The organism is Cupriavidus sp. USMAA2-4 (assembly GCF_001854305.1).
Classification (GTDB): Bacteria; Pseudomonadota; Gammaproteobacteria; order Burkholderiales; family Burkholderiaceae; genus Cupriavidus; species Cupriavidus malaysiensis.
This window is the reverse complement of the sequence record NZ_CP017748.1, coordinates 1,322,864-1,347,040: the sequence shown is the minus strand read 5'-3', so window position 1 is coordinate 1,347,040 and position 24,177 is coordinate 1,322,864. Positions and strand designations below refer to the sequence as shown.

Below are 24,177 nucleotides of genomic sequence, written 5' to 3'. Positions count from 1 at the left end.
GCCGGGGCGGTGGCCGATGCCGCCGCCCCGCGCGCCTTCCCTACTTGTTCACCATCCGTGCCGGCACCGACAGCGTCAGCGCCGCGCCCGCCACCATGCAGGCCGCCAGCAGGTACATGCCGGAGTCGGTGCTCTGTGTCAGGTCCTTCAGCCAGCCCACCGCGTAGGGGCTGATGAAGCCGGCCAGGTTGCCCAGCGAGTTGATCATGGCGATGCCGGCGGCCGCGCCGGTGCCGGCGAGGAAGGCCGTCGGCAGGCTCCAGAACAACGGCAGCGTGGTGAGGATGCCGATGGTGGCCAGCGTCAGCGCGCACATGGCCAGGGTGGTGTTGCCGTGCCACTGCACCGACAGCACCAGGCCGAGCGCGCCGCCCAGCGCGGGCAGGGCGATGTGCCAGCGGCGCTCGCCGCGACGGTCGGCGCTGTAGGCCACCAGCACCATGCCGATCACCGCGCAGCCGTAGGGAATGGCGGTCAGCAGGCCGATGTCGAGCGCGCCCTTGACGCCGGTCTGCTTGATGATGGTGGGCAGCCAGAAGCTGATGCCGTACAGGCCCATGACGAAGCTGAAGTAGATCGCGCTCATCAGCCAGACGCGCGGGCTGGACAGCACGCGGGCGATCGGCAGGTCTTCCTTGTGCGCCTCCTCGCCGGCGATATTGCGCTGGAGCAGCGCCTTCTCTTCGTCGCTGAGCCACTTGGCGTGGGCGATGCGGTCGTCGAGGTAGGCGATCACCCACAGGCCGACCAGGATGGAGGGGATGCCTTCGATCAGGAACATCCATTGCCAGCCGGACCAGCCGTTGTGGCCGTCGAAGGCCTGCATCACCCAGCCCGACAGCGGCCCGCCGATCACGCCGGACAGGGCTACCGCCGTCATGAAATAGGTGGTGGTGCGGCCGCGCCGGCCGGCCGGGAACCAGTAGGTCAGGTAGAGGATGATGCCGGGGAAGAAGCCGGCCTCGGCCACGCCCAGCAGGAAGCGCAGCACGTAGAACATGGTCGGCGTGGTGACGAACATCATCGCCGCCGAGATCGCGCCCCAGGTGATCATGATGCGCGCGATCCAGATACGCGCGCCGACGCGGTGCAGGATCACGTTGCTCGGCACTTCGAAGAGGAAGTAGCCGATGAAGAAGATGCCGGCGCCGAGCCCGTAGATGGTCTCGCTGAACTTCAGGTCATTGAGCATCTGCAGCTTGGCGAAGCCTACGTTGACGCGGTCCAGGTAGGCCACCACGTAGCACAGCAGCAGGAAAGGCACCAGGCGCCAGCTCACCTTGCGGTAGGTGGCATCCTCGAAGGCGGCGCTGGTGGCGCCGGGGTTGACTGCGGTCGTTGTCATGCTGTCTCCTCGTCCTGGCATCGGCTCGATGCCTTGTTGTTGTACGACGTTCGGTGCGACGTTGGGTACGACGATTCGTGTGACGTTAGGTACGACGTTAGGTACGACGCTTCGGCCCGGTGTGCGGGAAGGGCTTGGAGAGGCTAGACGCAGCGTCCCCCGTCGACTTCGATGCACGTGCCCGTGATGAAGGCCGCCTCGTCGGAGGCCAGGTACAGGCAGGCGTTGGCCACGTCCTGCGGGGTCGACATGCGGCCCATCGGGATGGTGGCGAGAAACCTGGCGCGGTTCTCGGGCGTGTCGGGCATGCCCATGAACTCTTCCAGCAGGCCGGTGGCGCCGATCACCGGGTTGACGCAGTTGACGCGGATATTGTCCGGGCCCAGCTCGGCGGCCATGGCCTTGCTGGCGGTGATCACGGCGCCCTTGCTGCCGTTGTACCAGACCAGGCCGGGGCGCGGCCGGATGCCGGCGGTGGAGGCGATATTGACGAAGACGCCGCCGCCGCGGGCACGGAAATGCGGAACGAAGGCGCGGGCCGACCAGAAGATGCTCTTGACGTTGACGGCGTAGACGCGGTCGAACTCTTCCTCGCTGACCTGCAGGATGGGTTTGTTGCGGTGGGTGGTGCCCGCGTTGTTGACGACGATGTGGACGTCGCCGAAGGCCGCCAGCGCCGCCTCGCGCATGGCCTCGACATCGGCTTCGTGCGACACGTCCGCGCGCACCGCGCGGGCCTGGCCGCCCGCGGCGGCAATGGCGTGCGCCACCCGCTCGGCCGCGTCGGCGCGCAGGTCGGCCACCAGCACCCTGGCGCCTTCGCGCGCAAAGGTGTGGGCGATGCCCTCGCCGAAGCCCGATCCGCCCCCGGTGACCACCGCCACCTTGTCTTCCAGTCTCATTGCCTGTCTCCTTGGCTTGTGCGGGACCTCCGCGCCGTGCGGGAAGCCTCCTGACGTTTTCGTTGCGGGGAGCCGCGGCTGCCGCGTTCCCCGCCAGACACGGGTGCAACAAACTGCAAGGCGCGCGCCCGCTGGTGCCGGGTGCGCGCCGCAACGCGCCTCAGTGCGAGAACGGTCCCCGCCCGCGCAGCGCGTTGGCGACCATCATCACCGCCAGCAGGAAGGGCAGGGCCACATACAGGCACCAGTGCACGCGGTCGCCCACGGTCTCGCCCCACTTGCGCTTGAAGACCTGCAGGCGCGGCATGCCGGAGGGGTTGGTGGCACGCTTGTTCTTGACGTGCCAGGCCATCCAGAAAAAGAAGATGGCGAAAGCGACCGAGAGGAAATTGATGTTACCCATGTGACTCCGAAAATGCATGGCCGTCGTGTGGAAGGAGACGGCACTCCGATGAATGGATGGCCGCCGCGGCCGGCGGCGCTGGCTCAGCCGTGCTGGATGGCGACCGTCTTCAGCGTGGTGAAGCCGTACAGCGCCTCGAAGCCTTTCTCGCGGCCGTAGCCGGACTGGCCGGTGCCGCCGAAGGGCAGTTCCACGCCGCCGCCGGCGCCGTAGTTGTTGATGAAGACCTGGCCGGCGCGCAGGTTGCGTGCCAGCCGCAGCTGGCGGCCGCCGTCGCGCGTCCAGACGCCCGCCACCAGGCCGTAGGGCGTGCCATTGGCCAACGCCACCGCCTCGGCCTCGCTGTCGAAGGGCATCGCCGCCAGCAGGGGACCGAACACCTCCTCCTGCGCCAGCCGGTGGCGCGGCGGCACGTCGCGGAACAGCATCGGCACCTGGTAGAAGCCGGACTCCGGCGCCTCGGGCACGATGTGTCCCTGCGCCATCACGGCGATGCCGTCGTGCTGGGCGTCGGAGACGAAGTCCCAGACGCGCTGCTGCTGCTTGCGGCTGATCAGCGGCCCGCATTCCAGGTCGAGCCCGGACGGGCCCACGCGCAGCGTCTCGAACACCGAGGCGAGCCGGTCGAGCAGGGCGTCGTAGAGCGGGCGCTCCACCAGCACGCGGCTGCCGGCCGAGCAGGTCTGGCCGGCATTCTGCACGATGCCGTTGACCACCACCGGCACCAGCGCGTCGACATCGGCGTCGGCAAAGACGATCTGCGGCGACTTGCCGCCCAGTTCCAGCGTGACCGGCACGTGGTTCTCGGCGGCCAGCTGGGCCACCAGCTTGCCCGTCGCCGGCGAGCCGGTGAAGGAAATGTGCTGGATGCCGGGATGGCGCGCCAGCGCCGCGCCGGCCTCGTGGCCGTAGCCGGTGACGATGTTCAGCGCGCCCTCCGGCAGGCCGGCCTCGGCGGCGATCTCGGCCACGCGCAGCAGCGACAGGCAGGCGTCTTCTGCCGGCTTGACCACGCAGGCATTGCCGGCGGCCAGCGCCGCGCCCACGCTGCGGCCGAAGATCTGCAGCGGATAGTTCCAGGGAATGATGTGGCCGGTCACGCCGTGCGGCTCGCGCAGCGTCAGCACCGTGGTGCCGGCCTGGTAGGGGATGGTCTGTCCGTGCAGCTTGTCGGCCGCGCCGGCATAGAACTCGAAGTAGCGGGCCACCGCACGCGCGTCGCCATGCGCCTGGCGCAGCGGCTTGCCGGTATCGCGCGCCTCCAGCGCGGCCAGTTCGTCCTCGCGGGCGAGCAGGGCCAGCGCCACGCGGTTGAGCAGGCGCGAGCGCTCGGCCGGCGACATGGCGCCCCAGGCGCCGTCGGCAGCCTGGCGGGCGGCGTGCACCGCCACATTGACGTCGGTGGCGTTGCCGCGGGCGATCTCGGCGAAGGGCTCGCCGGTGGAAGGGTCGAAGACCTTGATGCGCAGGCCCGAATCGGGTGCGATCAGGCGGTTGGCTACGTAGTGCTGGGCATGCATGGATTGGCTCCGGTTCGGCGGGCGGACGGGGGAGTCCCGCGCCAGGCCCGGGGACGGGCGCCGCCGGGGATCGATCCGGCATTATCGCCCAGCCGGCGGGACGCGCAAGGCACCTGCGCCGGCGCGGCCCGGCCTGCGTTCCTGTCAGATTCCGGTCAGCGCGAACCGCTATAATGCCCGCCATCCGTAATCACAGGCATTTCTGGAGAACACGCATGAGCTTCAATCTCGTCTCGCCGGGCAAGGACATTCCGAACGATTTCAACGTCATCATCGAGATCTCCGCCCAGAGCGATCCGGTGAAGTACGAAGCCGACAAGGAAACGGGCCTGCTCTTCGTCGACCGTTTCATCGGCACCGGCATGCGCTACCCGGCCAACTACGGTTTCATTCCCCAGACCCTGTCGGGCGACGGCGACCCGGTCGACGTGCTGGTGATCACCCCCTTCCCGATCCTGGCCGGCGCCGTGGTGCGCTGCCGCGCGCTTGGCATGCTGAAGATGACCGACGAGTCGGGTGTCGATGCCAAGCTGGTCGCCGTGCCGGTGGACAAGCTGTCGCCGGCCACCGCCTTCATGAAGGGCCTGTCCGACGTGCCGCAGAACCTGCTCGACCAGATCAAGCACTTCTTCGAGAACTACAAGGCGCTCGAGGCCGGCAAGTGGGTCAAGGTGGAAGGCTGGGCCGGCATCGAGGAAGCCCACAAGGAAATCACCGACGGCGTGGCCAATTTCAAGAAGTGATTTTCCGAGCACCGCCAAGCCCGTTTTTCCACGCGATCCGGCGTGTGATGAACAGGCGCTGAACAGCCCCGCCTCCGGCGGGGCTTTTTGCTGGGGCCGGCTTGACGCCGGCCAAGGATGGCGCCCCCCGGAGGCGTTAAGCTGACGGCACTCCCACATCAATCGAGAACCTGGCGCAATGACCAAGACCTCGCTTGCCGGATCGCGCTACAGCGGCCCGGCCATCTTCTTCCACTGGGCGGTCTTCCTGCTGGTGGCAGCGGCCTATGCGGCTATCGAGCTGAAGGGCTTCACCCCGCGCGGCAGCGCCGCGCGCGCGCTGGCGATGGGCACGCACGAATGGGCCGGGGTGCTGGTGCTGGTGCTGGCCGTGCCCCGCCTGCTGTGGCGCCTGGTGCGCGGCGCGCCCGCGCCGGAAGAGGGATCGCGCTGGATGCAGCTGCTGGCGGGCGCCATGCACCTGCTGCTCTATCTGTTCATCTTCATCCAGCCGCTGCTGGGCCTGCTGACCCTGGCGGCGGCCGGCCATCCGCTGGCCGTGCCCGGCACCGGGCTGGAGCTGGCGCTGGCGGCGCCGGACGACGGCCTCAAAGACCTGTTCAAGGAACTGCACGAGACCATCGGCAGCGCCTTCTACGCGGTGATCGGCCTGCATGCGGTGGCGGCGCTGTTCCACCACTACATGCTGGGCGACAACACGCTGCGGCGCATGTGGCGCCAGCGCTAGCCCCGGCGCGCGGCGCGGGCCGCGGCCGGCGGCCGGCTCAGGTGCGGGCGAAGGGATTGCGCTCGCTGAGCTCGTCGAGGTAGGCGCCGATGCCCTGGCGCTCCTGCGCCAGGAAGCGCTCCACCGCATCGGCGAAGGCCGGGTGCGCCAGCCAGTGCGCGGACTGCGTCGCCACCGGCAGGAAGCCGCGCGCCATCTTGTGCTCGCCCTGCGCGCCGCCCTCGAAGGTGCGGATGCCATGGGCGATGCAGAACTCCAGCGGCTGGTAGTAGGACGCCTCGAAGTGCAGGCAGGGATGGTGCTCGAGCGCGCCCCAGTAGCGCCCGTACAGGGTGCTGATGGCCGGCGCGTCGTCGTAGACCAGCAGGGCGCTGGCGATCGGGCTTCCGGCCCGCTCGGCCACCACCAGCAGCAGGTTGCCCGGCATGGACGCGCCGATGCGGCGGAAGAAGTCCAGGTTCAGGTAGGGCGAGGAATGGTGCTCGCGGTAGGTCTGGCGATAGCAGCGGTGGAAGAAGCGCCAGTCTTCGTCGCTGATCTCGGCGCCACGCAGGTGGCGGAAGCCGATGCCGGCCTCGGCGACGCGCCGCCGCTCGGCGCGGATGTTCTTGCGCTTCTTCTGCGACAGCGTGGCGAGAAAGGCCTCGAAGTCGGCGTAGCCGGGATTGGTCCAGTGGAACTGCACGCCCTGGCGCAGCATCATGCCGGCCTCGGCCATCCAGCCCGCCTCCTGCGGCGTGGGGAACAGCACATGCAGCGAGGACATGCCGCTCTGCTCGGCCAAGGCCAGCGCATGTGCCAGCAGCTGGCGCGCGGCGTGTTCGTCGGCCGCCAGCAGGCGGCTGCCTTGCACCGGGGTGAAGGGCACTGCCGACAACCATTTCGGGTAATAGCGCAGGCCGTGCCGCTGGTAGGCGTCGGCCCAGGCCCAGTCGAACACGTACTCGCCGTAGGAGTGTGCCTTCGCATACAGGGGCATGGCGGCCGCCAGGCGCTCGCCGCCAGGTTCGGCGGCCCACAGTGTCAGGTAGCGCGGCGACCAGCCGCTGTCGTCGCCGGCGCTGCCGCTGGCGTGCAGCGCGTGCAGGAAGGCGTGGCGCAGGAAGGGGTTGGCGCCCGGGCGCGCGTCCACCAGGGCATCCCAGGCCGCCGCGTCGATATCCGCCAGCCCTTCGGCGATGCGGGCCTCGTAGCGGCGCTCCGCCTGGCCGGCGCAGCCGCCCGCCGGGTGGTCGTCATGGGTGCTGCTGCCGCGCCGTGCCTCCGGCTTGCAAGGTTCCGCCCGCATTGCGCTTCGATCCGCTCCAGTTGCGCCCCGCCTGGCCTGCCGCCGGCGCTCGGCCGCGGCGTCCCGGGTACCGGGCGAGTCTACCGGAAAGGCCGCCGCGCTGCAGCGCGGCGGCCGGGGCCGTCGTAAAATGCCGGGGTCGACCCGGCATCACGCACTCGCCACGGCCGCGGCCCCACGGTATCCAAAGGCATCACATGAGCGACTCCTTCTTCAACCTCTATTCCCATGGCTTCGCGCGCGTGGCGGTGGGCGTGCCGGAGTGCCGCGTCGCCGACCCGGCCTTCAACGCGCAGCAGACCATCGCGCTGGCCCGGCAGGCCGCGCAGCAGGGCGCCGCGCTGGTGGCCTTCCCCGAACTGGGCCTGTCGGCCTACACCTGCGAAGACCTGTTCCACCAGCGTGCGTTGCTCGACGCCTGCGAGAGCGCGCTGGCGGAGATCGTGGCGGCCTCGGCGCAATTGGCGCCGGCGCTGGTGGTGGGCATGCCGCTGCGCGTGGAGCACCAGCTCTTCAATTGCGCCGTGGTGGTGGCCGGCGGGCGTATCCATGGCGTGGTGCCCAAGAGCTACCTGCCGAACTACTGGGAGTTCTACGAGGCGCGCCAGTTCAGCGCCGCCGACTGTGCCGCCGCCGGCTCCGTCTCGCTGGCCGGGCAGACCGTGCCGTTCGGCGCGGGGCTGCTGTTCGAGGTCGAGAACATCCCCTTCTTCCGTTTCCATGTGGAAATCTGCGAAGACGTGTGGGTGCCGGTGCCGCCGTCCTCCTTCGCCGCGCTGGCCGGCGCCACCGTGCTGGTGAACCTGTCCGCCTCGAACATCGTGGTGGGCAAGTCGGGCTACCGCCATCAACTGGTCGCGCAGCAGTCGGCGCGCTGCCTGGCCGCCTACCTGTACACCTCGGCCGGCAAGGGCGAGTCGTCGACCGACCTGGCCTGGGACGGCCAGGCGCTGATCTACGAGAACGGCGAGCTGCTGGGCGAATCGGAGCGCTTTGCCGACAGCTCCCACCTGCTGTTTGCCGACGTGGACCTGGAGCGGCTGTCGCGCGAGCGCATGCACCAGACCACCTTCGGCCAGTCGGTGCGCCGCCACCGCGAGGAAGTGGCGCGCTTCGAGGTGGTGCGCCTGCGCGTCGGCGTGCCCGAAGGGCAGCCGCTGCCGCTGGTGCGCAAGGTGGAGCGCTTCCCCTACGTGCCGGCCGATGCGCGCCGCCGCGACGCGCGCTGCCGCGAGGTCTACAACATCCAGGTGCAGGCGCTGGTGCAGCGGCTCTCGTCCAGCGGCATCGCCAAGGTGGTGATCGGCGTGTCGGGCGGGCTGGATTCCACCCACGCCCTGCTGGTGTGCGCCAAGGCGATGGACCGGCTCGGCCTGCCGCGCACCAATATCCTGGCCTACACCATGCCGGGCTTCGCCACCAGCGAGCGCACGCTGCGCCAGGCGCGCCGGCTGATGGAGCTGGTGGGCTGCAGCGCCAGCGAGATCGACATCCGCCCGAGCTGCCTGGCGATGCTCAAGGACCTGGGCCATCCCTATGCCGAAGGCAAGCCCGTCTACGACGTGACCTTCGAGAACGTGCAGGCGGGCGAGCGCACCAACCACCTGTTCCGGCTGGCCAACTTCCAGCATGCCATCGTCATCGGCACCGGTGACCTGAGCGAGCTGGCGCTGGGCTGGTGCACCTACGGCGTGGGCGACCACATGTCGCACTACAACGTCAACGCCAGCGTGCCCAAGACGCTGATCAGCCACCTGGTGCGCTGGGTGGCCGAGACCGGGCAGGTGGCCGACGGCGGCGAAGGCGTGCTGCTCGACATCCTGGACACCGAGATCAGCCCGGAACTGGTGCCGGGCAACTCCAGCAGCGGCCCCGAGCAGAAGACCGAGTCCGTGATCGGGCCCTACGAGTTGCAGGATTTCCACCTGTACTACACGCTGCGCTTCGGCTTCACGCCATCCAAGGTGGCCTTCCTGGCGCTGGCGGCCTGGGGCGACCGGGAACGCGGCGAATGGCCCGAGGGGCCGCACGTGCCGCGCCACGAATACACGCTGGCGGAGATCAAGCGGGTGCTGGGCATCTTCGTCGACCGCTTCTTCCGCACCAGCCAGTTCAAGCGCTCCTGCATCCCGAACGCGCCCAAGGTGGGCTCGGGCGGCTCGCTGTCGCCGCGCGGCGACTGGCGCGCACCCAGCGATGGCGAATCGGCGGTGTGGATGCGCGATCTGGCGCGCATTCCGGATGGCCCGGACAGCGCGCAAGCGGGCTGAACGACGGGCTGAACGGCGGTGTCGGCGGCCTGTGCGGCGCCGCCTTGCCAAGGATGTCAGGGTTTCGGGCTAGAATCTGGCATTCGCTAATGACCATAACCAGGGGCCAACATGAAGCAGATTACCGCCATCATCAAACCGTTCAAGCTCGACGAAGTGCGTGAAGCACTGGCCGACGTGGGCGTGACCGGATTGACGGTGACCGAGGTGAAGGGCTTCGGCCGCCAGAAGGGCCATACCGAGCTGTACCGCGGCGCGGAATACGTGGTCGACTTCCTGCCCAAGATCAAGATCGAAGTGGTGGTGGCCGAGAACCAGCTCGACACCGTGCTGGATGCCGTGGTCAAGGCCGCCCACACCGGCAAGATCGGTGATGGCAAGATCTTCGTGACCGAGGTGGAGCGCGTGATCCGCATCCGCACCGGCGAGCAGGACGAAGCGGCGGTCTGACGCCGCCGCGCGGCGGCGGCGCCGGGTTCAGCCCGGCAGCCTCCAGCCGCGCCAGACCGAGACCAGGCGCGTGGCCGTGGTGGTCAGCGCGCCGGCCAGCAGGGCCGCTTCCTGTTGCGCGTCCAGCCAGGTCAGGCCGAGGTAGACCCAGCAGCCGGCGAAGGCGCAGGTGGCATAGGGCACCCGGTCACGCAGGATCATCGGCATCTCGTTACATAGCACGTCGCGCACCACGCCGCCGAACACCGACGAGATGATGCCCATCATGACCGCCACGAAGGCCGGCATCTGCGCCACCAGCGCGAGCGAGGTGCCGGTCACGGCGAACAGGCCCAGCCCGATCGCATCGGCCACCAGCATGGTGCGCTCCGACGCCACGCGGCTCACCACGCGGAACACCACCGACGCGCCGATCGACATCGCGAAGATCAGGATCACATAGCCTTCGTGCTCGACCCAGTAGAAGGGACGGCGGTCGAGCAGCACGTCGCGCACCGTGCCGCCGCCGAAGGCGGTGGCGAATGCCACCACGAAGGTGCCGACCGCGTCGAAGCGCTGCTTGCGCGCATCGACGACGCCCGCCACCGCGAAGGACAGCACGCCGATCACTTCCATCACGTGGAGGATCAGCGGCAGCCGGCCGAACAGCGCATCGAAGTGCGGAGAAAGGATGGGGGCCAAGTGCGCTCGCGGTCGGAGTGGGGCGGGGACGCCGGGCGGCGGCTCAGGTGCGCGGCCCTCAGGCGCGCGGCTGGCGCAGCAGCACCATCAGCGCGCCGGCGCCACCCTCGGCGCCGCGGGCCTGCACGAAGGCGATCACTTCCTCCTTCTGCACCAGCCAGCTGCGCACCTTGCCCTTGAGCACCGGCAGCTTGTCGGGCGAGCCGTTGCCCTTGCCGTGGATCACGCGCACGCAGCGCACGCCGCGCCGTACCGCGCGGCGCAGGAACTCGGACAGCGCCTCGCGCGCCTCTTCGCTGCGCAGGCCGTGCAGGTCGAGCTTGTCCTGCGGCACCCATTCGCCGCGCCGCAGCTTCTTGACCACGTCCATGCCGATACCGGGGCGGCGGAAGGAGAGGCTCTCATCGGTGTCCAGCAGGCTCTCGACGTCGAATTCGTCGGACAGCGAGGCCGCCAGCGTTTCCTGGTCGTTGCGCAGTGTCTGCACCGGCAGCGGCGAGGGCTTGCCCGCGGCGGGCTCGATCCGGTTGCGGTCGCGCAGCGCGCTGACCTGACCCACCGAACTGCGGAACACGTCCGCTTCCTCGCGTGCGCGCTGCGCGGCCTGTTCGGCCGCCAGGCGTTCGGCTTCGCGGCGTTCGGTCTCGTCCTTGAGCCGCTCGCGCAGCTTGCCGAGGTCGGCCAGGCCGAGGCGGGATGGGGCGTTGTCGGGTTTGGCGCCGTGCTTCATGGCTGTCTCCGTGGGGCAGGCGTCATTTTATAAGAAAGTCCGGCCGGGGCAGGGGGTAGGCGGGGCAAAGGCGATGCGCGGGATCACCTGTTACCCATGTCTCCGAACACCCGTTACCCCATGTTCCCGGTCTGAACGCCGCCTGCGGGAGCGGGCGGGGCGGGCGCTTGCCCGGACGCAGCGGCAGGCCTCTTGCTCCAGCCGCCTGCCGCCAGAAAGCACAAAGGGGTGCCGGTTCCCCGGCACCCCTTTGTCCGCGTCGGCTGACGCGTGTGTGCTTTACTTCAACGCTTCCACGTAGCGCTGGGCATCCAGTGCCGCCATGCAGCCGGTGCCGGCGCTGGTGATGGCCTGGCGGTAGACGTGGTCCTGCACGTCGCCGGCGGCGAACACGCCCGGGATGTTGGTGGCGGTGGCGTCGCCCTGCAGGCCGCTCTTGGTGACGATGTAGCCGTTGTGCATCTCGAGCTGGCCTTCGAACAGTTCGGTGTTGGGCTTGTGGCCGATGGCCACGAACACGCCGGCCAGCTTCACTTCCTCGTTCTGCCCGGTCAGCACGTTGCGCAGCTTGACGCCGGTCACGCCGGAGTCGTCGCCTACCACCTCGTCGAGCACCGTGTTCCAGCGGATCTCGACGCGGCCTTCCTTCTCGCGCGCGAGCAGGCGGTCGACCAGGATCGGCTCGGCGCGGAACTTGTCGCGGCGATGGATCACGGTCACCTTGCTGGCAATATGGGACAGGTAGAGTGCTTCCTCGACCGCGGTGTTGCCGCCGCCGACCACCGCGACTTCCTGGTTCTTGTAGAAGAAGCCGTCGCAGGTGGCGCAGGCCGAGACGCCGCGGCCCATGAAGTTTTCTTCCGAGGGCAGGCCGAGGTACTGGGCCGAGGCGCCGGTGGCGATGATCAGCGCGTCACAGGTGTACTCGCCGGCATCGCCGATGAGGCGGATCGGGCGCTCCGTCAGCTGGGCCGTATGGATATGGTCGAAGATGATCTCGGTGTTGAAGCGCTCGGCGTGCTCCAGGAAGCGCTGCATCAGCTCGGGGCCCTGCACGCCCTTGGCGTCGGCGGGCCAGTTCTCCACGTCAGTGGTGGTCATCAGCTGGCCGCCCTGGGCGAGGCCGGTGATCAGCACCGGCTGCAGGTTGGCGCGGGCCGCGTAGACGGCGGCTGTGTAGCCGGCGGGACCGGACCCGAGAATGAGCACTTTTGCGTGTTTGGCCATGATGCAATCCTGTGTCCGGCGCGCGCGCTGGCGCACCGGTAGCGGTCAAAAGCGACATTATAAGTGGAGGCGCGTTTGCCCACTGTTGCAATTTCCAATGGGAGCGATAGTGCGCACCAAGGTTAAAATGCCCGGCATCCCGATTTTTTTTCAACCCCACCAATCGCGCATGGCTCGAGCCACTCCCACCACCCGTACCGATCCATCCGCGCTGCCCTCCCGTATCGGCAAGCTGCTGGGCGAAGTGCGCTGGTTCCTGCTGCTTGCGGTCACGCTCGCCTTCGTCTGCATGCTGGCGAGCTACAGCAAATCGGACCCGGGCTGGTCGCATGCCAACCAGGTCGCGGACGTCCACAACCTGGGCGGGCGCGTGGGCGCCTGGCTGGCCGACGTGCTGTTCTTCGTCTTCGGCTTCTCCGCTTACTGGTGGGCGGTGCTGCTGGTGCGGCGCTGCTGGCGCGGCTGGCGCGCGCTCTCCGAGGAACTGCCGCCGCCGCTGCCCGAGGCACGCCAGGGCGTGGTGGTCAGCTGGGTCGGTTTCGCGCTGACGCTGGTCTCCAGCATGGGGCTGGAAGCGATCCGCATGTATCCGCTGCGCGCGGCGCTGCCGCGCGCGCCCGGCGGCGTGCTGGGCGACCTGCTGGGCGGCTGGATGCAGGTGGCGCTGGGCTTCACCGGCGCCACCCTGCTGCTGCTGATGCTGTTCGCCATCGGCCTGTCGCTGTTCTTCCATTTCTCCTGGCTGTCGGTGGCCGAGCACATCGGCGGCTTCGTCGAGGGCCTGTTCCTCGGCTTCAAGGCGCGCCGCGAGAGCAAGCAGGACCGCATCATCGGCGAGGCCGCCAAGGTGGAGCGCACCGAGACCGTCGAGGTGCAGCGCGTGAAGATCGAGGAGGCGGCGCCGGTGCAGATCGTGCGTCCGCAGGCGGTGCCCAAGCACGAGCGCGTCGAGCGCGAGAAGCAGCAGCCGCTGTTCGCCGACATCCACGACTCCGACCTGCCGCCGCTGGCACTGCTCGACCCGATCCCGCCGCACCAGGAAACCGTCAGCGCCGAGACGCTGGAATACACCTCGCGCCTGATCGAGAAGAAGCTCAAGGACTTCGGCGTCGAGGTCAAGGTGGTGGCGGCCTACCCGGGCCCGGTCATCACCCGCTACGAGATCGAACCGGCCACCGGCGTCAAGGGCAGCCAGGTGGTCAACCTGGCCAAGGACCTGGCGCGCGCGCTGTCGCTGGTGTCGATCCGCGTGGTCGAGACCATCCCCGGCAAGAACTGCATGGGCCTGGAGCTGCCCAACCCGAAGCGCCAGGCGGTGCGGCTGTCCGAGATCCTCGGTTCGCAGGTCTACAACGAGAGCGCCTCGCAGCTCACGCTGGCGCTGGGCAAGGACATCGCCGGCAAGCCGGTGGTGGCCGACCTGGCGCGCATGCCCCACTGCATGGTGGCCGGCACCACCGGCTCGGGCAAGTCGGTCGGCATCAATGCCATGATCCTGTCGCTGCTGTACAAGGCCAAGGCGGATGCGGTGCGGCTGATCCTGATCGACCCCAAGATGCTGGAGATGAGCGTCTACGAGGGCATTCCCCACCTGCTGTGCCCGGTCGTGACCGATATGCGGCAGGCCGGCAACGCGCTCAACTGGGCGGTGGGCGAGATGGAGCGCCGCTACAAGCTGATGAGCAAGCTGGGCGTGCGCAACCTGGCCGGCTACAACAAGAAGATCGACGAGGCGGCCGCGCGCGAGGAAAAGATCCCCAATCCCTTCAGCCTGACCCCGGACGCGCCCGAGCCGCTGGAGAAACTGCCGGTCATCGTGATCGTCATCGATGAGCTGGCCGACCTGATGATGGTGGTCGGCAAGAAGGTCGAAGAGCTGATCGCGCGCATCGCGCAGAAGGCACGCGCGGCCGGCCTGCATCTGGTGCTGGCGACGCAGCGTCCGTCGGTCGACGTCATCACCGGCCTGATCAAGGCCAACGTGCCGACCCGCATCGCCTTCCAGGTCAGCAGCAAGATCGACTCCCGCACCATTCTCGACCAGCAGGGCGCGGAGGCGCTGCTGGGCATGGGCGATATGCTCTACCTCGCGCCCGGCACCGGCCTGCCGGTGCGCGTGCACGGTGCCTTCGTCTCCGATGACGAGGTGCATCGCGTGGTCGAGAAGCTCAAGGAAGCGGGCGAGCCCAACTACATCGAGGGCATCCTCGAGGGCGGACTGGCCGAGGAGGGCGGTGGCGACGGGATGGGCGGCGGCGCGGGCATCGCCGGTGGCGGTGGCGGCGAGGCCGACCCCCTGTACGACCAGGCCGTCGAGGTGGTGCTGAAGAACCGGCGCGCCTCGATCTCGCTGGTGCAGCGCCACCTGCGCATCGGCTACAACCGCGCCGCGCGGCTGCTGGAGGACATGGAGAAGGCCGGTCTGGTGTCCGCCATGTCCGGCAACGGCAACCGCGACATCCTGGCCCAGGGCGGGGGCGCGCGCGAAGAGGAGTGAACGCCGCACGCGTAACGCGTAACATCGGCTTACTTCTCTGCCGGAATCCCTCCCGCGAGACCGGCTCTAAGCACACAGGCGGCCCGCAGGCAACATGCCGGCGCGGCGCCGCCGCTCAGGTAAACCGAAGAACGCAAGGAAGCAACCTCATGCACATCAGGAGTTTTGCGCCGGCACGGCGCCAGCTCGCACGGACCGGCGTCCTGCTGGCCCTGCTGGCCTCGGGCCTGACGGCCGCGCATGCCGCCGCCACCGACCAGTTGCAGGCCTTCGTCACCACTGTCAAGACTGCGCGCGGCGAGTTCACGCAGCGCCAGGTCAAGGGGCAGGGCGATACGCTCAAGGTGACCGGCAACTCGAGCGGCAGCTTCGCCTTCTCGCGGCCGGGCAAGTTCACCTGGCGCTACGAGAAGCCCTATGAGCAATTGCTGCAGGCGGACGGCCAGACCCTCTACATCTACGACAAGGACCTGAACCAGGTCACCGAGCGCAAGCTCGATGGCGCGCTCGGTTCCAGTCCGGCCGCCATCCTGTTCGGCAGCAACGATCTCGAGAAGAATTTCGTGGTCAGGAACGGCGCCACGCGTGACGGCATCGAGTGGCTGGAACTGACGCCCAAGTCCAAGGACACGCAGTTCGAGCGTATCGGCATCGGCTTCAAGGGCGGCAACCTGGCGGCCATGGAGTTGCGCGATGCCTTCGGCAACACCACGCTGCTGAGCTTCACCGCGATGCAGAAGAACCCGGCACTGCCGGCCGATACGTTCCGCTTCACGGTGCCCAAGGGTGCCGACGTGATGAAACAGTGAGGACCGGCATGCGAGTGAACGCCTTCTGCAGCCTGCCCCGCCTGGCTGCCGCCGCGCTGCTGGCGGCCGGGCTGGCGGCCTGCGCGGCGCCGGGATCCGGCGCGCGCCAGTTCGACGTCGATGCCTTCCTTGGGGCGCCCGACATGGCCTTGCCCGAGGTGCTGGCCAACCGCGATTTCCTCGCCGCGACCAAGGCGCCAGTGGCTGATTGCGCCGCCATGCTGCAGTCGGCCAGCAGCGGCGTGCTCGAGAGCCTGGGCGGCGGGCGCGCACCGGCCTGGCTGCTTCACCCCGCCGGCGATGCCGCGCGGGTCTGGCTGGTGCTGGGCCAGGCCGACGGCTCGCGCAGCTGCCACGGGCCGCTGCCCGCCGCGCCGATGCGCGTGCTTGCGGAGCGGGCCAGGCGCTAGCCGGCGGACGGCCGGCCCGGTTCAGCCCGGCGAGGTCTTGGTCTTGGCCGCCGAATTGATGCGCAGCACGCCCTCGGGCGGTGGCAGCGGGCGGTAGGTCAGCCGCACGCTGCTGTCCAGGCGCCGCGCGGCCGTGCGGCGGTTCGTTTCCCGCCGGACCATATTGTTGTGGCCGACCGTGCCTTTGGCATAGCCTGCGGCCCCGGCCAGTCCCAGCCTGCGGTTGGCCTCCGCGGCGCTCTTTTTCAACAGTGCGTCAAGGGCCGTGCGTGCCTTGACCTGGGCCTGCAGCAGGGCATCGTCGGGGAAGGCGCGCGCGCGCGCCGCGTCCTGCGGCAACTGCGTCCGGCCGGCCAGGCGGCGCAGCGCGGCACGGAGTTCGGCGCCGTCGAACTGGCCCTCGGCGACCACCCAGGCCGCGTCATGGCGCAGCCAGGGTTCGGCATCGGCCAAGCGGCGCAGCAGGGCCGGCAACAGGTTAGGGCAGGCAAAGCAGCGTGCGCGCCGCACCGCGTTCAGGGCGACGCGGCGCACCTGGGCATGCTCGTGATCCATCAGGTCCGCCACCACGCGCTCCGCTGCATGCGGGCGATGCATCATTTCGGCGAGCTGGCCGGCCAGCGCGATCTCGTCGACAGCGGTCATGCGGTTGCGGCCCGTCAGCCGGGAAATCTTGAACAGCAACATGCGGTAGGACAGCAGCATAGGGGTCTCTGGCAACAGGGCGGCATGGCGCCGGCTCGCGCGCGCCGGCGTCAATGCAGGGCATCGGTAGTTCGTATATCGGCCGGGGCGCGGGATCCTGAAGGCGGTGCGGCATCACCTCGCCGCAAGCCGTGGCGGTGATGGCGACTCCCTATAATGCGGTGCGGCCCGGGCCTGCGGGCTGCCCCTTCCACCCAGGCTCGAACAACGCTAGGACCGTGACATGCTTCGTCTCGCCGTGTGCGACGTCTTGCTTTCCCGCCTCCTCCGGCGGGCCTGCGGACGGCCGTTGCCGCTGGTGCTGGCGCTGTTGTCGATGACGCCGTTCGTGCCGGCGCGGGCGCAGCCCGCGTCGGCACCGGCGCCGGCCGCTTCGGCCGCTTCGGCCGCGGCAAGCGTGCCTGCGCCGGTGACCTGGCGCATGACGACGGAAGCGCCGGCCGCCGGCATGGCCGGCGAGGGACTGTCGACCTTTGCCGAGGAGATGAAGGCGCGCTCGGGCGGGACGCTGCTAGTGGCGCCCGCCTTCGAGGCCGGCGTGGACGCCCGCCCGCTGCCGCCACCCGCGGCGACAGCGGCGAGGGACGCGCGCAGCGACGGCGGCGACATCCCGGCCGAAGCACTGGGCCAGCTCGATCCTCTGTTCCAGCTGCCCTCGCTGCCCTTCATCGCGACCTCGCTGGAGTCGGCGCGGCGCCTGGCCGGGCTGGCGCGCGCCGACTACGCACGCGCCTTGGCCGCGCAGGGGCAGCACCTGCTCTACATCACGCCGTGGCCGCCGACCGGGTTGTGGTCGCGTGCGCCGCTGGCCTCGCTGGCGGACCTGCGCGCGCTGACGGTGCGCACTGCCGACACGATTTCGACCGGGCTGATCCGCGCCGCCGGCGCACGTGCGGTCGAGCTGCCGCTGTCCGACACCATGCCCCGCTTGCGCGAGGGCTCTGTCAATGCGGTGCTGTGCTCCGGCGATGACGGCGCGGCGCGCAAGCTGTGGCGCTACCTGCCCAACTTCACCGCGATCGGCTATGCCATGCCGCTGTCCTTCACGACTGTCGGCAATGCCAGTTATGCGGCCCTGACGCCGGCCCAGCGCGAGGTGGTCGATGCCGCCGCACAGGCCACCGAGCAGCGCCAGTGGGCGCGGCTGTCGACGCGCATCGCCGAGAACGCGGCGCAGATGATGGCGAACGGCGTGACCGTGCGCGGCGAGGCGGAGCCGGGCGTGCGCGCGGCGCTGCGCGCGGCGGCTTCTGCGCCGGTGGCCGCCTGGCGCGCCCGCACCGGCAGGGCGGCCGGCGCCATCCTCGACGCCTTCGCCGCCAGCGGCGGCGACTAGGCAAGGCCGGCACGGCCGGCAAGGGCGGGGTGGCGCCGCGGATGGTCTACACTGTGAGGTCGCGCGCCGCACGCGGCGCGCCCCGATACCGAGGCATGACAACCGTGGCGGATACGCTGTTCTCCGAAACCCCTGACCGTTCCAACCAGCCGCTCGCGGAGCGGCTGCGCCCGCGCAACATCGATGAAGTCATCGGCCAGCAGCACCTGCTCGGGCCGGGCAAGCCGCTGCGCGTGGCCTTTGCTTCCGGCGAGCCGCACTCGATGATCCTGTGGGGGCCGCCCGGTGTGGGCAAGACCACGCTGGCAAGGCTGATGGCCGACGCCTTCGACGCCGAGTTCATCGCCTTGTCGGCAGTGCTGTCGGGCGTCAAGGACATCCGCGAGGCGGTCGAGCGCGCCGAGCAATACCGCGCCCACGGCCGCCGCACCCTGGTCTTCGTCGACGAGGTGCACCGCTTCAACAAGAGCCAGCAGGATGCCTTCCTGCCGCACGTGGAAAGCGGTCTGTTCACCTTTATCGGCGCCACCACCGAGAACCCGTCCTTCGAGGTCAACGGCGCATTACTGTCGCGCGCGGCGGTCTACGTGCTCAAGAGCCTGGACGACGCCGAGCTGGCGCAGCTCGCGGGCCGTGCGAGCGCGGAGCTGGGCGGGCTGCGCTGGGACGACGAGGCGCTCAAGCTGATCGTGGCGTCGGCCGACGGCGACGGCCGCAAGCTGCTCAACAATATCGAGATCGTCGCGCGCGCGGCGCGCAGCGCCGGCCAGCAGGCCATCGACACCGCGCTGCTGGGCAGTGCCCTGTCGGAGAACCTGCGTCGCTTCGACAAGGGCGGCGATGCCTTCTACGACCAGATCAGCGCCCTGCACAAGTCCGTGCGTGGCTCCGATCCCGACGGCGCGCTGTACTGGTTCTGCCGCATGCTGGATGGCGGCGCCGATCCGCGCTACCTGGCCCGGCGCATCGTGCGCATGGCGTGGGAAGACATCGGGCTGGCCGACCCGCGCGCCGCCCGCATCACCCTGGATGCTGCCGAGACCTATGAGCGGCTGGGCTCGCCGGAGGGGGAGCTGGCGCTGGCGCAAGCGCTGGTCTACCTGGCCGTGGCGCCCAAGTCCAATGCCGGCTACAACGCCTACAACGCGGCGCGCGCCTTCGTCGCCAAGGACAAGTCGCGCCCGGTGCCCGTGCATCTGCGCAATGCGCCCACCAAGCTGATGAAGGAACTGGGCTACGGCCACGCCTACCGCTACGCGCACGACGAGCCCGAGGCCTACGCCGCCGGCGAGCACTATTTCCCGGACGACCTGCGCCCGCAGGGCTGGTACCAGCCGACGCCGCGCGGCCTGGAGGGCAAGATCGGCGACAAGCTGCGCCACCTGCGCGAGCTCGACGCCGACTGGCACCGGCGCCAGAAGGCTGCGAAGGCTGAAAATGCAGCCAAAGCCGCCGCGGCTGAGCGCGCCGCGCGCGGGGCCTCAGGCGCTGCCGCCGATCCCGCCGCCGGCCCGGCGGAGCCGGGCGACCGATAAGCGGCGTCCCGTTCTCGCTGTTCCCGGCGGACGGGCGTCGCCGCTGCAGTAAAATAGCGGGTCCGCCGGCATGTCGCCGGCTCCGCACTTCCCCGATCCTCGACATGCTCGACATCCAGCTGTTCCGCAAAGACATCGACGCCGTGGCCCAGCGCCTCGCCACGCGCGGCTTCCAACTCGACGTGGCCGCCTTCCAGGCCCTCGAGACCGAACGCAAGCAACTGCAGACCCAGACCGAGGAACTGCAGGCGCGCCGCAACAGCCTCTCCAAGCAGATCGGCATGCTCAAGGGCAAGGGCGAGGACACCTCCGCGGTGATGGCCGAGGTCGGTGGCATCGGTGACACGCTCAAGGCCTCGGCCGCGCGGCTGGACGAGATCCAGGCCCAGTTGTCTGATCTGATGCTGACGATCCCGAACCTGCCCCACGAGAGCGTGCCGGTCGGCGCCGACGAGAGCGGCAATGTGGAAGTGCGCCGCGTCGGCACGCCGCGCAGCTTCGACTTCGAGATCAAGGACCACGTCGACGTGGGCGCGCGCCTCGGCCTGGACTTCGATACCGCGGCCAAGGTCACCGGCGCACGCTTCGCGATGCTGCGCGGCGGCGTGGCGCGCCTGCACCGTGCGCTGGCGCAGTTCATGATCGACACCCATGCGACGGAGCATGGTTATACCGAGACCTACGTACCCTACATCGTCAATGCCGCCTCGATGCGCGGTACCGGGCAGTTGCCGAAGTTCGAGGAAGACCTGTTCAAGGTGCCGCGCAAGGTCGGCGGCGAGGCCGAGGATGGTGGCGAGCGCATCGAGAACTTCTACCTGATCCCGACCGCCGAGGTGCCGCTGACCAATATCGTGCGCGACGCCATCGTCGCGGCCGACAAGCTGCCGCTGCGCTTCGTCGCCCATTCGCCGTGCTTCCGCTCGGAGGCGGGCTCCTACGGCAAGGACACGCGCGGCATGATCCGCCAGCACCAGTTCGACAAGGTCGAGATGGTGCAGGTGGTGCCGGCCGAGCAGTCCTTCGCGGCGCTGGAGGAAATGACCGGCCACGCCGAGGCCATCCTGAAGAAGCTGGAACTGCCGTTCCGCACCATCGTGCTGTGCACCGGCGACATGGGCTTCGGCAGCACCAAGACCTATGACCTCGAAGTGTGGATCCCCGCGCAGAACACCTATCGCGAGATCAGCTCCTGCTCGAACATGGGCGACTTCCAGGCGCGCCGCATGCAGGCACGCACGCGCAATGCGCAGGGCAAGCCCGAGCTGCTGCACACGCTGAACGGTTCCGGGCTGGCAGTCGGCCGCACGCTGGTGGCCATCCTGGAGAACTACCAGAACGCCGACGGTTCGGTGACCGTGCCGACCGCGCTGCGCGCCTACATGGGCGGCATCGAACGGCTCGAACCCGAGGCGTAAAACTTTTTTGCGGAAGGGGCTTGCGGCGGGGGCGAGGCTATCGCTATAATCTTGTTCTTCGCTGATTGCCACCGGCGAACAAGTTCCAGGAGAGGTGGCAGAGTGGTCGATTGTACCTGACTCGAAATCAGGCGTACGTGCAAGCGTACCGAGGGTTCGAATCCCTCCCTCTCCGCCAAATAGAAAAAGCCTGTCGATTTTTCGACAGGCTTTTTTTCTTCATGCAACGTCTCGGTCCAGTGCTCCGTTGTGGGCGCGCCCGCCGAGGCTGTCTGCGCACCCCCTCGCCAACTCCCGCCACGGAATCCTCGACATTCGCCTGACTGTTCGCGCGCGTTTCAGTTCCGGGGGACGATGTTCCGGCCCCGCGCCAGCTCGAACGTTGAAGCGAGGCCTTCTCCGGTGCCATGAGCGCACGGAAACAGGGGAAGGGCACCTTCGCGCATCCTGCCCGAGCGCTCTACTTCGATGGTGCTGTGTACTGTCCGGGGGGGGGCTTGCTCTACCGCTGACTTTGCGAACCGGCGCGCGCGAAATTCAGCTTCGGCTGATGGAAGCCTGGAGGGGAGGCGGTGTCCAATTGGGGCTTTCCAGTTCACAGGGGCAAGTCTTGGGGGTGCTTGGAAGCAGCAGCAGGACTTGCCGGCCTGCCTCGCTCAGCGGTGCGAGGGTTTCGTCAATGCCGGCCGGGGACCGCGTGGGCAAGGCCAGAGAGGGCCGCCGATCATGATGCGCGTTGCGCAGCTTCCCCGTGACAATTGGCCGCGCGAGCTCGAACGGATCGGCTTTCACTTCCATTCGCTCGATGAGCACAACGTCTGCCGCGCGGTGGACGGCGATGCGTTCTTCTATTGGCGAGAGGATGCGGCCTATGCCTTCGACTCCGAGGAGGTCGAGCGTCTCTATGCCGCCGCGCTGGATCTTAACCAGCGCTGCCTGGAGGCCGTCCAGCATGTGATCGATCATGACCTGTTCGCGCGCCTGGCGATTCCCGCGCACGTCGCGCCGCTGATCCGCGCCTCGTGGGAGCGCGACGATCCGACCTTGTTCGGACGCTTCGACATGACGCTGGATGCCGATGGCGTGCCCAAGATGTATGAGTTCAATGCGGACACGCCGACTTCCCTGATCGAGTCGAGCATCGCGCAGTGGTACTGGAAGGCGGCGGTACAGCCGCAGGCCGATCAGTTCAACAGCCTGCACGAGGCGCTGGTGGCGCGCTGGCAATGGCTGCGCAAGCACTATCGCAACGCCTCCCTGCTGCATTTCGCCTGCATGTTCGACAGCCAGGAAGACATCGGCAATGTGGAGTACCTGATGGATACTGCATTGCAGGCCGGCTGGTCGGTCAAGCTGGTCGACATGCAGGACATCGGTAGCGATGGACGCGGCGGCTTCTATGATGCCGACGCGGTGCCGATACAGGTGGCATTCAAGCTGTACCCGTGGGAGTGGATGGTCACGTCGGATTATCGCGATCTGCTCCTGCACAGCCCGGTGCGCTGGATCGAGCCTTGTTGGAAAACCGTGCTTTCCAACAAGGCTCTCCTGCCCATCCTGTGGGAGTTGTTTCCCGGGCATCCGAACTTGCTCGAGGCCTCGTTCGAAGAGAGCCGCTTCGCCGGCCGGCCGCATGCCAAGAAGCCATTCCTGTCGCGCGAAGGGGAGGGCGTGAGCCTGGTGACGCCGCATGGCTGCATCGACAATCCTGGCGAGTATGGCGCGGAGGGCTTCGTCTACCAGGCCTACGCGCCAGCGCGGCAGTTCGATGGCCGCTTTACCACCCTCGGTGTCTGGATCGTCGACGATGAGCCCTGCGGCCTGTGCGTGCGGGAGGAGGCCGGTCCCATCACCAAGAACACCAGCTTCTTCGTGCCACACTATTTCTTGCGAGGCTAGGGACGATGGCGAGGAAGAGCGGCCAGCGGCAGCCGTCGAAGTACGGCAGTCCTCACCAACCCAGGCCGAGCGGTTCGTTGAAAGGCACCGCCCGCCCACTGTATTCCTCCGATCTCTCGACGGTGCCCGCATTGAGCACGCTTCGCTCCCAAGCGGTGCCTGTGCTGTGGATCGTTGGCGTATTCACCGTGGTTGCCAGTGTGGTGGGTTCCTGCAGCGACGAGGCGGATGACGACCCCGGCGTCACCGTGCGGCGGGCAAGCTACGCGTCGCTGGCGGATTGTGAGGCGGACTGGTCGATGCAGGGTGACTGCGAGAATGTGCCCATCGACAGCCCGGGCGCAATCTTCCATGCCCAGCAGGCTACGGCTGGCGGCGGTACCCCCGCGTTTCGCGAGGCGCCCAGCCCACATGCCGGCTCACTAGGCTACTCCACTCCCCTGGCACGCTGGTATGGCCCTTACTACACGGCAAGCGGGACCGTGTACCACGCGAACGGCACCCAGACACGGCACGATATGTCCGGCGCGTCCGGGCGTTGGCTGCTCGAATATGACGGCAACGGCTCGATCGCACGCAAGACGTGGGTCGAGGGTGCCCCGCGCAGCGCCATGATCGAGGAGGCCACCGTACGCCGCAGCGCGCTGGGTCGAGGAAGGTCCATGGGCCTGTCGATGCCTATGACCGCAGCCACGCAGGGGCCGGTCATCTCGCGCGGCGGCTTTACCAGTCGCTTTGGGGGATCCTCCGGCCGCTCCGGTGGTGGCTGAGGCTTGCCGACCGACGTACATGGCCTGCTCCGGCCTTCGCTGCCCGGTCTCCAAGTCTTGTCGCCCCCGCCGAACCGAACAGTTGCAACCACCTGTCGCTTCCCATGCCCAGCCTCCTGTCTCCGGCGCTTGCCTACCTGATCTATATCCTTTCCAGCTTCGGCCTGCTGGGCCTGTTCCTGCTGGTCTACACGCGCGTGACGCCGCATCGCGAGTTTGCGCTCATCCGCGCGGGCAACGTAGCCGCCGCGCTATCGCTCGGCGGCGCGGTGCTGGGGTTCTCGCTGACGCTGTCGTCCAGCATCCAGCACAACGCCTCGTTCCGCCTGTTCCTGCTGTGGGCGCTGGCGGCATTCGTGGTGCAGGTGCTGACCTACCTGGCCGTAGCCGCCGCCTTGCGCAATGTCAGCGCGGCCATTGCCGCCGACAACCGCGGCATGGGGCTGTTGATGGGCATGATTTCGCTGGCTGCGGGTGTGGTGAATGCGGCCTGCCTGAGCTGACCGGCCGGC

General features: G+C 68.7%; 22 protein-coding genes and 1 tRNA gene. 14 read left to right on the top strand and 9 right to left on the bottom strand.

Going from position 1 to position 24,177, the window contains the following annotated elements:
• Nucleotides 1-40: 40 nt before the first annotated feature.
• From BKK79_RS06005 to BKK79_RS05990, 4 genes are all read right to left on the bottom strand, one after another.
• A complete protein-coding gene (locus BKK79_RS06005; protein ID WP_071037319.1) occupies nt 41-1,345 on the bottom strand; it encodes an MFS transporter in 1,305 nt (434 codons plus the stop codon).
• Between the two features lie 143 nt (nt 1,346-1,488).
• Nucleotides 1,489-2,247 (bottom strand): SDR family oxidoreductase, encoded by a 759-nt coding sequence (locus tag BKK79_RS06000; RefSeq protein ID WP_071011586.1) that lies wholly within the window; start codon nt 2,245-2,247, stop codon nt 1,489-1,491.
• Between the two features lie 160 nt (nt 2,248-2,407).
• A complete protein-coding gene (locus tag BKK79_RS05995) occupies nt 2,408-2,650 on the bottom strand; it encodes a hypothetical protein (RefSeq protein ID WP_071011588.1) in 243 nt (80 codons plus the stop codon).
• 83 nt (nt 2,651-2,733) lie between these two features.
• Nucleotides 2,734-4,170, bottom strand: coding sequence for an aldehyde dehydrogenase family protein (locus BKK79_RS05990; protein WP_071037318.1), 1,437 nt, complete (start codon nt 4,168-4,170; stop codon nt 2,734-2,736).
• Between the two features lie 215 nt (nt 4,171-4,385).
• On the opposite strand from BKK79_RS05990, the gene ppa reads away from it, so the two are divergent.
• A complete protein-coding gene (ppa, locus tag BKK79_RS05985; protein ID WP_071011591.1) occupies nt 4,386-4,913 on the top strand; it encodes an inorganic diphosphatase in 528 nt (175 codons plus the stop codon).
• Nucleotides 4,914-5,091: 178 nt separating this feature from the next.
• Entirely contained in the window at nt 5,092-5,640 is a 549-nt protein-coding gene (locus BKK79_RS05980) for a cytochrome b (RefSeq protein WP_071037317.1), read from the top strand.
• A gap of 37 nt (nt 5,641-5,677) precedes the next feature.
• On the opposite strand, the gene BKK79_RS05975 is transcribed toward BKK79_RS05980, so the two are convergent.
• On the bottom strand, nt 5,678-6,928 hold the full coding sequence (locus BKK79_RS05975; RefSeq protein ID WP_071037316.1) for a GNAT family N-acetyltransferase: 1,251 nt from the start codon (nt 6,926-6,928) through the stop codon (nt 5,678-5,680).
• A gap of 197 nt (nt 6,929-7,125) precedes the next feature.
• On the opposite strand from BKK79_RS05975, the gene BKK79_RS05970 reads away from it, so the two are divergent.
• The gene (locus BKK79_RS05970) at nt 7,126-9,198 is read left to right on the top strand and encodes an NAD(+) synthase (protein ID WP_071037315.1); all 2,073 of its coding nucleotides are present in this window, start codon (nt 7,126-7,128) and stop codon (nt 9,196-9,198) included.
• Between the two features lie 111 nt (nt 9,199-9,309).
• Nucleotides 9,310-9,648, top strand: a complete 339-nt coding sequence (glnK, locus tag BKK79_RS05965) for a P-II family nitrogen regulator (protein ID WP_071011598.1) — start codon at nt 9,310-9,312, stop codon at nt 9,646-9,648.
• A 27-nt stretch (nt 9,649-9,675) separates the two neighbouring features.
• On the opposite strand, the gene BKK79_RS05960 is transcribed toward glnK, so the two are convergent.
• The 3 genes from BKK79_RS05960 to trxB all read right to left on the bottom strand — a co-directional run bounded on the left by BKK79_RS05960 (nt 9,676) and on the right by trxB (nt 12,286).
• Nucleotides 9,676-10,263, bottom strand: a complete 588-nt coding sequence (locus BKK79_RS05960) for a trimeric intracellular cation channel family protein (protein WP_071016173.1) — start codon at nt 10,261-10,263, stop codon at nt 9,676-9,678.
• A gap of 124 nt (nt 10,264-10,387) precedes the next feature.
• Nucleotides 10,388-11,059 carry a Smr/MutS family protein gene (locus BKK79_RS05955; RefSeq protein WP_071011600.1) on the bottom strand — a complete coding sequence of 224 codons (672 nt, stop codon included), beginning with the start codon at nt 11,057-11,059 and terminating at the stop codon, nt 10,388-10,390.
• A 279-nt stretch (nt 11,060-11,338) separates the two neighbouring features.
• A complete protein-coding gene (trxB, locus tag BKK79_RS05950; protein WP_071037314.1) occupies nt 11,339-12,286 on the bottom strand; it encodes a thioredoxin-disulfide reductase in 948 nt (315 codons plus the stop codon).
• Between the two features lie 169 nt (nt 12,287-12,455).
• Between trxB and BKK79_RS05945 the strand changes: the two genes are divergently transcribed.
• The 3 genes from BKK79_RS05945 (at nt 12,456) to BKK79_RS05935 (ending at nt 16,002) form a co-directional block, all read left to right on the top strand.
• Nucleotides 12,456-14,783: a DNA translocase FtsK gene (locus tag BKK79_RS05945; RefSeq protein WP_071011603.1), complete on the top strand. Its 2,328-nt coding sequence runs from the start codon at nt 12,456-12,458 to the stop codon at nt 14,781-14,783.
• 149 nt (nt 14,784-14,932) lie between these two features.
• Nucleotides 14,933-15,592, top strand: coding sequence for an outer membrane lipoprotein chaperone LolA (lolA, locus tag BKK79_RS05940; RefSeq protein WP_083383988.1), 660 nt, complete (start codon nt 14,933-14,935; stop codon nt 15,590-15,592).
• A gap of 8 nt (nt 15,593-15,600) precedes the next feature.
• A complete protein-coding gene (locus BKK79_RS05935) occupies nt 15,601-16,002 on the top strand; it encodes a hypothetical protein (protein WP_071011604.1) in 402 nt (133 codons plus the stop codon).
• A gap of 21 nt (nt 16,003-16,023) precedes the next feature.
• Here the strand turns inward: BKK79_RS05935 and BKK79_RS05930 are convergent, their stop codons facing one another.
• Nucleotides 16,024-16,707, bottom strand: coding sequence for a hypothetical protein (locus BKK79_RS05930; protein WP_231907995.1), 684 nt, complete (start codon nt 16,705-16,707; stop codon nt 16,024-16,026).
• Between the two features lie 223 nt (nt 16,708-16,930).
• Here BKK79_RS05930 and dctP point away from each other — a divergent pair, with 223 nt between their 5' ends.
• From dctP to BKK79_RS05895, 7 genes are all read left to right on the top strand, one after another.
• On the top strand, nt 16,931-18,043 hold the full coding sequence (gene dctP / locus BKK79_RS05925) for a TRAP transporter substrate-binding protein DctP (protein WP_232346273.1): 1,113 nt from the start codon (nt 16,931-16,933) through the stop codon (nt 18,041-18,043).
• 95 nt (nt 18,044-18,138) lie between these two features.
• Complete coding sequence (locus tag BKK79_RS05920; protein WP_157128386.1) at nt 18,139-19,578, top strand: replication-associated recombination protein A; 1,440 nt, start codon at nt 18,139-18,141, stop codon at nt 19,576-19,578.
• 104 nt (nt 19,579-19,682) lie between these two features.
• Nucleotides 19,683-20,996 (top strand): serine--tRNA ligase, encoded by a 1,314-nt coding sequence (gene serS, locus BKK79_RS05915; protein WP_071011606.1) that lies wholly within the window; start codon nt 19,683-19,685, stop codon nt 20,994-20,996.
• Between the two features lie 88 nt (nt 20,997-21,084).
• Nucleotides 21,085-21,174, top strand: a tRNA-Ser gene (locus BKK79_RS05910).
• Nucleotides 21,175-21,722: 548 nt separating this feature from the next.
• Nucleotides 21,723-22,895, top strand: a complete 1,173-nt coding sequence (locus BKK79_RS05905; RefSeq protein WP_071037313.1) for a glutathionylspermidine synthase family protein — start codon at nt 21,723-21,725, stop codon at nt 22,893-22,895.
• Between the two features lie 77 nt (nt 22,896-22,972).
• Complete coding sequence (locus BKK79_RS05900; RefSeq protein ID WP_232346272.1) at nt 22,973-23,665, top strand: hypothetical protein; 693 nt, start codon at nt 22,973-22,975, stop codon at nt 23,663-23,665.
• A gap of 104 nt (nt 23,666-23,769) precedes the next feature.
• Nucleotides 23,770-24,168, top strand: a complete 399-nt coding sequence (locus BKK79_RS05895) for a DUF350 domain-containing protein (RefSeq protein WP_084084507.1) — start codon at nt 23,770-23,772, stop codon at nt 24,166-24,168.
• Nucleotides 24,169-24,177: the final 9 nt, after the last annotated feature.

Excerpts from the sequence above, each read along its gene's own strand:
- BKK79_RS05970 (WP_071037315.1), top strand. The coding sequence starts at position 7,126 with ATGAGCGACTCCTTCTTCAACCTCTATTCCCATGGCTTCGCGCGCGTG.
- ppa (WP_071011591.1), top strand. The coding sequence starts at position 4,386 with ATGAGCTTCAATCTCGTCTCGCCGGGCAAGGACATTCCGAACGATTTC.
- BKK79_RS06000 (WP_071011586.1), bottom strand. The coding sequence starts at position 2,247 with ATGAGACTGGAAGACAAGGTGGCGGTGGTCACCGGGGGCGGATCGGGC.
- BKK79_RS05945 (WP_071011603.1), top strand. The coding sequence starts at position 12,456 with ATGGCTCGAGCCACTCCCACCACCCGTACCGATCCATCCGCGCTGCCC.
- dctP (WP_232346273.1), top strand. The coding sequence starts at position 16,931 with ATGCTTCGTCTCGCCGTGTGCGACGTCTTGCTTTCCCGCCTCCTCCGG.
- BKK79_RS05920 (WP_157128386.1), top strand. The coding sequence starts at position 18,139 with ATGACAACCGTGGCGGATACGCTGTTCTCCGAAACCCCTGACCGTTCC.
- BKK79_RS05995 (WP_071011588.1), bottom strand. The coding sequence starts at position 2,650 with ATGGGTAACATCAATTTCCTCTCGGTCGCTTTCGCCATCTTCTTTTTC.
- BKK79_RS05980 (WP_071037317.1), top strand. The coding sequence starts at position 5,092 with ATGACCAAGACCTCGCTTGCCGGATCGCGCTACAGCGGCCCGGCCATC.
- BKK79_RS05960 (WP_071016173.1), bottom strand. The coding sequence starts at position 10,263 with ATGGAAGTGATCGGCGTGCTGTCCTTCGCGGTGGCGGGCGTCGTCGAT.
- glnK (WP_071011598.1), top strand. The coding sequence starts at position 9,310 with ATGAAGCAGATTACCGCCATCATCAAACCGTTCAAGCTCGACGAAGTG.
- BKK79_RS05905 (WP_071037313.1), top strand. The coding sequence starts at position 21,723 with ATGATGCGCGTTGCGCAGCTTCCCCGTGACAATTGGCCGCGCGAGCTC.
- BKK79_RS05975 (WP_071037316.1), bottom strand. The coding sequence starts at position 6,928 with ATGCGGGCGGAACCTTGCAAGCCGGAGGCACGGCGCGGCAGCAGCACC.
- BKK79_RS05895 (WP_084084507.1), top strand. The coding sequence starts at position 23,770 with ATGCCCAGCCTCCTGTCTCCGGCGCTTGCCTACCTGATCTATATCCTT.
- BKK79_RS05990 (WP_071037318.1), bottom strand. The coding sequence starts at position 4,170 with ATGCATGCCCAGCACTACGTAGCCAACCGCCTGATCGCACCCGATTCG.
- lolA (WP_083383988.1), top strand. The coding sequence starts at position 14,933 with ATGCACATCAGGAGTTTTGCGCCGGCACGGCGCCAGCTCGCACGGACC.
- BKK79_RS05935 (WP_071011604.1), top strand. The coding sequence starts at position 15,601 with ATGCGAGTGAACGCCTTCTGCAGCCTGCCCCGCCTGGCTGCCGCCGCG.
- serS (WP_071011606.1), top strand. The coding sequence starts at position 19,683 with ATGCTCGACATCCAGCTGTTCCGCAAAGACATCGACGCCGTGGCCCAG.
- BKK79_RS06005 (WP_071037319.1), bottom strand. The coding sequence starts at position 1,345 with ATGACAACGACCGCAGTCAACCCCGGCGCCACCAGCGCCGCCTTCGAG.
- BKK79_RS05955 (WP_071011600.1), bottom strand. The coding sequence starts at position 11,059 with ATGAAGCACGGCGCCAAACCCGACAACGCCCCATCCCGCCTCGGCCTG.
- BKK79_RS05930 (WP_231907995.1), bottom strand. The coding sequence starts at position 16,707 with ATGCTGCTGTCCTACCGCATGTTGCTGTTCAAGATTTCCCGGCTGACG.
- trxB (WP_071037314.1), bottom strand. The coding sequence starts at position 12,286 with ATGGCCAAACACGCAAAAGTGCTCATTCTCGGGTCCGGTCCCGCCGGC.